This is a genomic window from Streptomyces sp. NPDC050504, assembly GCF_044458065.1.
Lineage (GTDB): Bacteria > Actinomycetota > Actinomycetes > Streptomycetales > Streptomycetaceae > Streptomyces.
This window is the reverse complement of the sequence record NZ_JBITHO010000003.1, coordinates 996,231-1,005,382: the sequence shown is the minus strand read 5'-3', so window position 1 is coordinate 1,005,382 and position 9,152 is coordinate 996,231. Positions and strand designations below refer to the sequence as shown.

The 9,152-nt window shown below is 72.7% G+C and carries 6 protein-coding genes; 3 read left to right on the top strand and 3 right to left on the bottom strand.

Annotation, left to right across the window (positions count from 1 at the left end; translation table 11 throughout):
* Positions 1-378: 378 nt before the first annotated feature.
* A complete protein-coding gene (locus ACIBNE_RS15355; protein ID WP_399271294.1) occupies positions 379-915 on the bottom strand; it encodes a MarR family winged helix-turn-helix transcriptional regulator in 537 nt (178 codons plus the stop codon).
* A gap of 126 nt (positions 916-1,041) precedes the next feature.
* Here ACIBNE_RS15355 and ACIBNE_RS15350 point away from each other — a divergent pair, with 126 nt between their 5' ends.
* Entirely contained in the window at positions 1,042-2,325 is a 1,284-nt protein-coding gene (locus ACIBNE_RS15350) for an MFS transporter (protein ID WP_399271651.1), read from the top strand.
* A gap of 42 nt (positions 2,326-2,367) precedes the next feature.
* Here ACIBNE_RS15350 and ACIBNE_RS15345 read toward each other — a convergent pair whose 3' ends face one another.
* Positions 2,368-4,050 (bottom strand): SpoIIE family protein phosphatase, encoded by a 1,683-nt coding sequence (locus ACIBNE_RS15345; RefSeq protein WP_399271295.1) that lies wholly within the window; start codon positions 4,048-4,050, stop codon positions 2,368-2,370.
* A gap of 158 nt (positions 4,051-4,208) precedes the next feature.
* Positions 4,209-5,618 (bottom strand): NAD(P)/FAD-dependent oxidoreductase, encoded by a 1,410-nt coding sequence (locus tag ACIBNE_RS15340; RefSeq protein WP_399271296.1) that lies wholly within the window; start codon positions 5,616-5,618, stop codon positions 4,209-4,211.
* A gap of 338 nt (positions 5,619-5,956) precedes the next feature.
* Here ACIBNE_RS15340 and ACIBNE_RS15335 point away from each other — a divergent pair, with 338 nt between their 5' ends.
* Both ACIBNE_RS15335 and ACIBNE_RS15330 read left to right on the top strand, forming a co-directional pair.
* Positions 5,957-6,748, top strand: coding sequence for a TetR/AcrR family transcriptional regulator (locus ACIBNE_RS15335; protein WP_399271297.1), 792 nt, complete (start codon positions 5,957-5,959; stop codon positions 6,746-6,748).
* A gap of 255 nt (positions 6,749-7,003) precedes the next feature.
* Positions 7,004-9,139 (top strand): sigma-70 family RNA polymerase sigma factor, encoded by a 2,136-nt coding sequence (locus tag ACIBNE_RS15330; protein WP_399271298.1) that lies wholly within the window; start codon positions 7,004-7,006, stop codon positions 9,137-9,139.
* The last annotated feature ends 13 nt before the right edge of the window (positions 9,140-9,152 follow it).

Sequence of the window (9,152 nt, the reverse complement as noted above, 5' to 3'; positions counted from 1 at the left end):
CTCTATCAGACCGTTTCCGGTTCCGATTTCCTCGGTGCTTTCCGGTCCGGCGCTTTCGCGCTTTCCCTTCCGGCGGTTCCGACTCTATCAGATCCTTTCGGGCCTGATTCCCAGTCAGCGGGGTTTGTCTTCCCGGCTGTTGGGCCGTTCCGACTCCCGAACTCTAGCGGATTTCCCGGGCGACTCATAATCGAGCCTCGAATTGAATTTCGGCATGCCGAAATTGTCTCCGGTGGGAGATCGTGCAGAGTTTGGTTGCCGCGTTTCAGCGGCGGGATCGGCTGTCGCAGAACCGTTCCGGCCCCGTGACAACTCGAAGAACCTTACGGACTCGGGAGGGGGGTGTCAACCCCCCTCCGCGGCCCCCGGGGCCGGTACTCAGTCCAGGTCGTTGAGGCGGCCGCCGGCGTCCGGCTGGTCCCGCTCCACCCTGCGCAGCAGGCGGATCAGCATCTCGCCGAGCGCGCCCCGCTCCTCGCTGCCGAGGTCCTGGAGCAGGTCCTCCTCGAAGGCGGTCGCCATGCGCATCGCCTCCAGCCACTTCGTACGGCCCTCGTCCGTCAGCTCGACGATGACGCGCACCCGGTTGTTCTCGTCGCGGTCGCGCGTGACCAGGCCCTCGCCCGCCATGCGGTCGATGCGGTGGGTCATCGCGGCCGGAGTGAGGCCCAGGCGCTTGGCCAGCTCGCCGGGGCCCAGTCGGTACGGGGCTCCGGAGAGGACCAGGTGCTTGAGCACCTCCCACTCCGCGTTGCTGATGCCGAGCGCGGCGACCTGGCGGCCGTACGCGACGTTCATGCGGCGGTTGAGGCGGCCCAGCGCCGAGACGACCTTCTCGACCTGGGGGTCGAGGTCCCGGAACTCCCGCTGATAGGCGGCGATCTGCTCGTCGAGCGTCGGCTCCTGATGAGGCATGTCCGGAGTATGGCACGGGACGCGTTGGCGTCTAAGTCCTTCTGTGTGTATTGTTAAGGTTCTAACTTTACTGTTGAAGTCTTCGGGCTTCAGGTCTTCAGGGTTGAGGTGAGTGTGACCAAGGCGATGGGCGCAGCGATGCGTCGGATCCAGGCGGGGAACGCGCTGAGCGCGTTCGGACTCGGATTCACCGTTCCGTATCTGTACGTCTACGTGGCGACGGTCCGCGGCCTCGGCTCCTTCTGGGCCGGGATCGTGCTCGGCGTCTTCGCCCTGGCCGCGCTCGTCGCCCTGCTCTTCACCGGCCGGGTCATCGACCGGCGCGGGCCGCTGCCCGTGCTGGTCGGTGCCGCGCTGCTGGCCGCCGTGGGCGCGATGTGCCTGGGGCTCGCCTCGAACCTGGTCGCCGTCGTCGCGTCGGCCGCGCTGCTCGGTGCCGGTACGGCCGTGATGCAGCCCGCGCTCGCCACGATGATCGTGTGGTGCTCCGGCGCCGCCTCCCGCACCCGGGCCTTCGCCACCCAGTTCTTCCTGCAGAACCTCGGCCTCGGCATCGGCGGCCTCTTCGGCGGGCAGATCGTCGACCAGGACCGGCCGGGCTCCTTCACCCTGCTCTTCGCCATCGAGTCCGGGATGTTCCTGGTGCTCGCGGCCATCGCGCTGTCCGTGAAGCTGCCGCAGGGCGCCTCCATCGGCGAGGCCCGCCCCGCGGGCAAGGGCGGCGGCGGCCTGCGCGCCGTGCTCGGGCACAAGGCGATGGTGCAGCTGTGCGTGCTGGGCTTCGTGCTGTTCTTCGCCTGCTACGGACAGTTCGAGTCGGGTCTCGCGGCGTACGGCACCGAGGCCGCCGGCATCGAGCCCTCGACGCTCGGCATCGCGCTGGCCGCCAACACCGCGGTCATCGTCGTCGCGCAGTTCCTGGTGCTGCGGTTCGTCGAGCGGCGCCGCCGCACCCGGGTGATCGCCGCCGTCGGTCTCATCTGGACCGTCGCGTGGATCTTCGCCGGGTACGCGGGCCTGGGCCACGGCAGCCAGGCCATGGCGACGGCCGCCTTCATCTCCACGTACGCGCTCTTCGGGCTCGGCGAGGCGATGCTGTCGCCGACCGTGGCACCGCTGGTCGCCGACCTGGCGCCCGAGTCCATGATCGGTCAGTACAACTCGGCGTTCGCGCTGGTCAAGCAGATGGCACTGGCGCTCGGCCCGTTCGTGGGCGGGCCGATGGGCGCGACGCTGCACGGGCCGTACATCGTCACCTTCATCCTGTTCTCGCTCGGGATCACCTTCCTGGCGCTGCGGCTCGGCAAGGGCCTCACCACCGCGCAGGACCACCCGGCGCTCGCGGCGAAGTCGCGGGTCGTGGCCGTGCACCAGCCGGCCGGGGAGGGCGAGAAGGTGGCTGCCGCCTAGGCCACCGTCCCACCCGCCCCTTCGGATTCGCCCTGCCGTGCCTCAGCGCGGCAGGGCGAACTCGCACCAGACCGCCTTGCCGCCGCCCGGTGTGCGGCGGCTGCCCCAGGACGAGGCGATCGTCGCGACGATGGAGATCCCGCGGCCCGCCTCGTCCGCCGGTTCCGCCCGGCGGCGGCGCGGCAGGTGGTCGTCGCCGTCCGTCACCTCGATGATCAGGCGGCGGTCCGTGCGGCGCAGCCGCAGCCGCATCGGGGGCGTGCCGTGCTGGAGCGAATTGGCGACCAGCTCGCTCGTCGCCAGGACCCCCAGGTCGTGCAGGTCGGGCGAGAAGCGCCAGGAGGCCAGGACCCCGGAGGCGAAGGCGCGGGCGCGCGGTGCCGCCTCGACCCCGCCGAGCAGGTCCAGCGCCGCGTTGTGGAACAGCTCCGCGCGCGATCCCGTGCGCGCGGGGTGCTGGAGGACCAGTACCGCCACGTCGTCGTCGTGCTCGGCGGTGACGCCCATCGAGCGGAGCAGCCGGTCGCAGACGACCTGCGGGGAGCCCTTCGCGCCGGAGAGCGCCGCCGCCAGGTCGGCGACCCCCTCGTCGATGTCCTGGCTGCGCCGCTCCACCAGGCCGTCCGTGTAGAGGACGGCCGTGGAGCCGGGCGGCAGGCCGATCGTGCCCGAGGTGTGGATCCAGCCGCCCGTGCCGAGCGGCGGGCCCGTCGGTTCGGCGGCGCGCTCGACCGTGCCGTCCTCGGCGCGGACCAGGATCGGCAGGTGGCCCGCCGACGCGTAGACCAGCCGGCCCTCGTTGGGGTCGTGCACCGCGTACACGCACGTGGCGATCTGGCTCGCGTCGATCTCCGACGCCAGGCCGTCCAGGAGCTGGAGCACTTCGTGCGGCGGGAGGTCCAGTCGGGCGTACGCCCTGACCGCCGTGCGGAGTTGGCCCATGACGGCCGCCGCGCGCACGCCCCGGCCCATCACGTCGCCGATGACCAGCGCCGTGCGGCCCGCGCCCAGCGTGATCACGTCGTACCAGTCGCCGCCGACCGCCGCGTCCGTGCCGCCCGGCTGGTAGGTGGCGGCCACCCTGAGGTCGTCCGGCTGCTCCAACTCCTGGGGCAGCAGGGATCTTTGGAGCGTGACGGCGGTCTCCTGGTGGCGCCGCTCGCTGGCCCGCAGCCGCTCGGCGGCGTCCGCGTGGTCCGTGACGTCCGCGGCGTGGATCAGCACGCCGCCACCCTCGGACGTGCCGGTGGGCGTGCAGGTGACGGTGTACGAGCCGTTGTCCTTGATCCGGCGGGACTTGACCGTGCGCGGCTTGCCGCTGCGCAGCACCTGGTCCATGAGCGGGAGCAGGCCGATCTCGGTCAGTTCGGGCATCGCGTCGGCGGCCGGGACGCCGGTCGGGCGGTCGCCGAACGCGGCCGCGTAGGCGTCGTTGACGTACGCGACGCGGTGCTCGGGGCCGTACACCAGGGCCACCAGGGCGGGGAGGCCGCCCAGGATCTCCCGTACGGACAGGGCCTCCAGCGACGGCAGCGCGGGCGCGGCGCCGCGCCCGCGCTTCGCCCCGGCTCCTGGGGCGGCGGGCGTGCCGTCGGCCGACGGGTCGGGGCCTTCGGCCTCCTTGCCGTACTCTCCGCGCGCCGCGGGCACGGAACCTCGGTCGTTCCGCGCGGCGGCGCGGCGCTGTGTTCCGGGGAGCCGGGCGCTCCAACGCGTGAAGTTCACGGATCTACTTGCCTCGTGGTGTCGCTGCTTGGCTGGATCACTCTGTGCAGGTGTGGTTCCACCTATGGTCACACGTCCAGTGTGACCGAGCACACTGACAGCCGCCCGCTGCCTGCTGCCGCCACCCGCTTCCGGGGCCCGTCGGGGCCGGTTCCGGGCTACTCGTCGTCGGGGCGTCCGGCCCGTTCGGGGCCCTGACCGGCGGGTCCGCCGGGCCCGCCGGGTTTTCCCCGGCCGCCCGCCGCCAATTCGAACTCGGCGCGCGGGTGTTCCAGCGATCCGAGCGAGACGATCTCGCGCTTGAAGAGGCCGGCGAGCGTCCACTCGGCGAGCACCCGGCACTTGCGGTTGAAGGTCGGGACGCGGCTCAGGTGGTAGGCGCGGTGCATGAACCAGGCCGGATATCCCTTGAGCTTGCGGCCGTAGACGTGCGCGACGCCCTTGTGCAGGCCGAGCGAGGCGACCGAGCCCACGTACGCGTGGCGGTACTCCTTGAGCGGCTTGCCGCGCACCGCGGCCGCGATGTTCTCCGCGAGCACCTTCGCCTGGCGCACCGCGTGCTGGGCGTTGGGCGCGCACTCCTTGTCCCGCTCCTCGGCGGTGAGGTCGGGCACGGCCGCCGCGTCGCCCGCCGCCCAGGCGTTCTCCACCCCGTCGACGGTGAGCTTCGCCGTGCAGCGCAGCCTGCCGCGTTCGTTGAGCGGCAGGTCGGTGGCGGCGAGGATCGGCGCGGGCTTGACGCCCGCCGTCCACACGACCGTGCGGGTCGGGAAGCGGGAGCCGTCGCTGAGCACGGCGACCCGGTCCTCGCAGGAGTCGAGGCGGGTGTCCAGGCGTACGTCGATGTTGCGGTTGCGCAGCTCGCGCACCGCGTACTTGCCCATCTTCTCGCCGACTTCGGGAAGGATCCGGCCGGTCGCCTCGACGAGGACCCACTTCAGGTCCTCGGGCTTGACGTTGTGGTAGTAGCGCGCGGTGTAGCGGGCCATGTCCTCCAGCTCGCCCAGCGCCTCGACGCCCGCGTAGCCGCCGCCGACGAAGACGAAGGTGAGCGCGGCGTCGCGGATCGCGGGGTCGCGGGTGGAGGAGGCGATGTCCATCTGCTCGATGACGTGGTTGCGCAGCCCGATGGCCTCCTCGACGGTCTTGAAGCCGATGCCGTAGTCGGCGAGGCCGGGGACCGGGAGGGTGCGGGAGATCGAACCCGGTGCGAGAACCAGATGGTCGTACGGGACGTCAACCGCGCCCGTCCCGTCCTCGGGTGAAGCGAGGGTGGTGACGGTGACGGTGCGCTTGGCGTGGTCGATCCGCTCCGCCTCCCCGATGAGGATGCGGCAGTCCCGCAGGACTCTGCGCAGCGGCACCACGACGTGGCGCGGGGAGATCGAGCCTGCCGCCGCTTCGGGCAGGAACGGCTGATAGGTCATGTACGGCTCGGGAGTGACCACGACGATCTCGGCCTCGCCGCGCTTGAGTTCCGGCTTCAGCTTCCGCTGGAGCCGGAGCGCGGTGTACATCCCGACGTAGCCGCCGCCGACAACGAGAATGCGCACGGGTTCCTTCACCATCCCATGACGCAACGGGTACGGCCGTTTGTCCACAGGCCCGACAAGATGTTGGGTCCCCCCTTGGCCTGAACCCCTCGGGTGACGGCCCGGACGGGTGGGAAAGGAGCGCAGGTCACGATGGGCGGGGCGGGTGAGGGCGGAGGGTGGAAACGGGAAGGTTCCGGTCCTTGCTCCGATCGGGGGGCGCACTGTGCGGAACTCCCCCCTTCTGTATTGACCTGGGCTCAACTATGTTCGTACCTCTCGGGGGTGTCGGATCCGAAAGGGGATCCGAACGGCCCCGGATGTCAGAGCGGGGAGGTCTCCGGGGGGAGGCCGTCATTACCGGGGGAACGCTTATGCACATTCAGGATTCGCATCCGCATTGGCAGGGTGCTGCCGCAACGCAGACGGGGCCGATCGCGGCCGCCGAAGGGAACGGACGCGCAGGAGTGGGACAGACCGTCCGCTCGGCACCGCTCAGGGTCGACGCCCAGCGCAATCTGGAGCACGTGCTCCGTGCCGCGCGCGAAGTGTTCGGCGAGCTGGGTTACGGGGCGCCGATGGAAGACGTGGCCCGCAGAGCGCGGGTCGGTGTCGGCACCGTCTACCGACGGTTCCCGAGCAAGGACGTACTGGTGCGGCGCATAGCCGAGGAGGAGACCTCCCGGCTGACCGAGCAGGCGCGTACGGCGCTGGGGCAGGAGGAGGAGCCCTGGTCGGCGCTCTCCCGCTTCCTGCGCACGTCGGTGGCGTCCGGCGCCGGACGGCTGCTGCCCCCGCAGGTGCTGCGGGTGGGCGTGGACGCGGAGGACGGCGAGCGGCTCGACGTCAGGGCCGACGAGGCGCGCGTGCCGCAGCAGCGGCAGCAGCCAGGACCCGACCTGCGGGTCGTCGGGCAGCGTCCGGCGCCGGACGCGGAGCTGGACGACGCGGGCGCGTCCGAGCTGCTGGAGGTCGTCGGCAGGCTGGTGGACCGGGCCAGGGAGGCCGGGCAGCTGCGCCCGGACGTGACGGTGGCGGACGTGCTGCTGGTGATCGCCACGGCGGCGCCCTCGCTGCCGGACCCGGCGCAGCAGGCGGCCGCGAGTTCGCGACTGCTCGACATCCTGCTGGAGGGGCTTCGGTCGCGGCCCTCGCAGGGGTCGTAGCCGCTGGTCGGACCTCGGAGCGTGGACGGGCGGGGCGTGCGACGGACGGAGGGCGGGATTCCGCCCCGTACCGGAGCACGTCCCGCTCGTCTGTTCGGAGCACCCAGCCTTCCCCGAATGGGTGACCGGTAGTGCTCCGATTCGGTAAGTCTCCCCGGATGAGTGATTGGCCGGTCGGGGGGTCTGGTGCGGTCGCGGTCCGTGGCACTCTTGGCCCGTGGTCTGGTCTGAGGGTGCGCATCGGGGGCTTCCGCTATGAGCGGTGAAGGACAGCGGGACGAGCCGCACCAGGGAGGCGACGCCCAGGTGCACGGCCAGGTGCCCAGCCAGGGCGGTACGCCCCAGGGGCCCGCCGCGGACCCGTCCCGCCCTTCGGACCCGGCGGACCCGTCGGGCTTCGAAGGGGGCGGCACCGTCCTGCCCGGCCCGTGGAGCGGTTCGGGCCAGGTGCCCGCGCAGCGCGAGGGCGTCACCGGCGAGCCGCTCGACGACCAGCCGCCCCGGGAGCGGCCCGACTACCGCAGCGACTACCGGCCGGCGCCCCGGACGGACGGGCGGCCCGGCGGACGACCGGACGGGCCGTCGGAGGGGCTGCCCGACGAGCAGGGCGAGGAGTCCGACGACCAGCAGGTCCCCGACTCCGAACTGATCCAGCTGATGCGCGGCGGCGACGACGGGGCGTACGAGGCCCTGTTCAGGCGCCACTCGGCGGCCGTGCGCCGCTACGCCCGTACGTGCTGCCGCGACGGGCACACCGCCGACGACCTCACCGCTGAGGTGTTCGCCCGCACCCTCCAGGCGGTGCGCGGCGGGGCGGGCCCCGAGTACGCCGTGCGGGCCTACCTGCTGACCACCGTGCGCCGGGTCGCGGCGGCCTGGACGAAGACCGCCAAACGGGAACAGCTGGTCGAGGACTTCGCGCTCTTCGCCGACCAGGCGGCCCGCTCCTCCTCGTCCGAGGTGTCCGACGAGGACACCCTGGAGCTGGGCGCCGACGTGCGGGCCATGCACGAGGCCGAGCGGTCGATGGCCATGCAGGCGTTCCGCTCGCTGCCCGAGCGCTGGCAGGCCGTGCTGTGGCACACCACCGTCGAGGACGAGTCGCCCAGCGAGGTCGCCCCGCTGTTCGGACTGACCGCCAACGCCACCGCCGTGCTCGCCAGCCGCGCCAGGGAGGGCCTGAAGCAGGCCTACCTCCAGGCGCACGTGAGCCAGGCCCTCACCGCGGGCGGCGACTGCGCGCGGTACGCGGACCGGCTCGGCGCCTATGCGCGCGGCGGCCTGCGGATGCGCGCCGAGCGCGGTCTGCGCAAGCACCTGGAGGAGTGCGCCAAGTGCCGCGAGGCCGCGGGCGAGCTGGCGCAGGTCAACACCGGGATTCCGGCGCTGGTGCCGATCGCGGTCATCGGCTGGTTCGGGGTCGGCGGCGCCGCGAAGGGCGCGGGGCTGCTGGTCGGCGGCGTGGGCGCGGCGGGCGCCGCGGGCGCCGGCGCGGGTGCCGCGGCGGCGAGCGGCGGCTCGGGGGCGACGTCGGGCGCGACGGGCGGCGCCGCCGCCGCCGAGGGCGTCGGGACTCCCGTGAAGATCGGTATCGCGGCCGTGGTCGCCGCCGCCGCCACCGCGGCGGCGTGGGCGCTCACGGGCGGCGACGGCAAGCCGCCGGAACAGCCGCACGCCGCGCCGCCGCCCGTCGTGCAGTCCGCCGATCCCGCGCCCGTCGTGCCCAAGCCGAAGCCCAAGCCGCCGCCCCCTCCTGCCCCGGCCCCTGCCCCGGCGCCCGAGCCCGCGCCCGAGCCGCCCAAGCCCCGGCCGAAGCCCACCCCCAGGGCCACGCCCACGCCGACCCCTCCGGCGCCCGAGCCGAAGCCCAAGCCGACGCCCACGCCGTCCGCGCCGAAGCCGCGGCCCACGCCGACGCCCACGCCTCCCCCGCCTCCGCCTCCGCCGTCCAAGCCCGCGGTCTACCAGGTCAACCGGCTCGGCTACTCGATCTTCGGCGACCACACGGGTCCCGAGCTGGTGCTCGGCGAGAGCAGCTGGGTCTGGCAGCGCCGGGGCATGTCGATCAACGAGGTGCGGTACGCGCACGGCGTGACCGTGCACTCGGACTCCTCCGTGACCATCGAGCTGAACCGCCAGTGCTCCACCTACGAGGCGATGGCCGGGATCGACGACATGACGATGGGCCTGGGCGCGGTGCGCTTCGCCGTCTACGGCGGGGACGGGACGCGGCTGTGGCGGTCCGGTGTGGTGCGCGGCGGCGACCCGGCCGTGCCGGTGCGGGTCGGGATCAGGGGCCAGAAGAAGATCCGGCTCGTGGTGGAGTCGCACACGCCGTTCGACACGGTGGCGATGGCGGACTGGGCGCAGTCACAGATCACCTGTGGTTGAGGAACGCGTCATC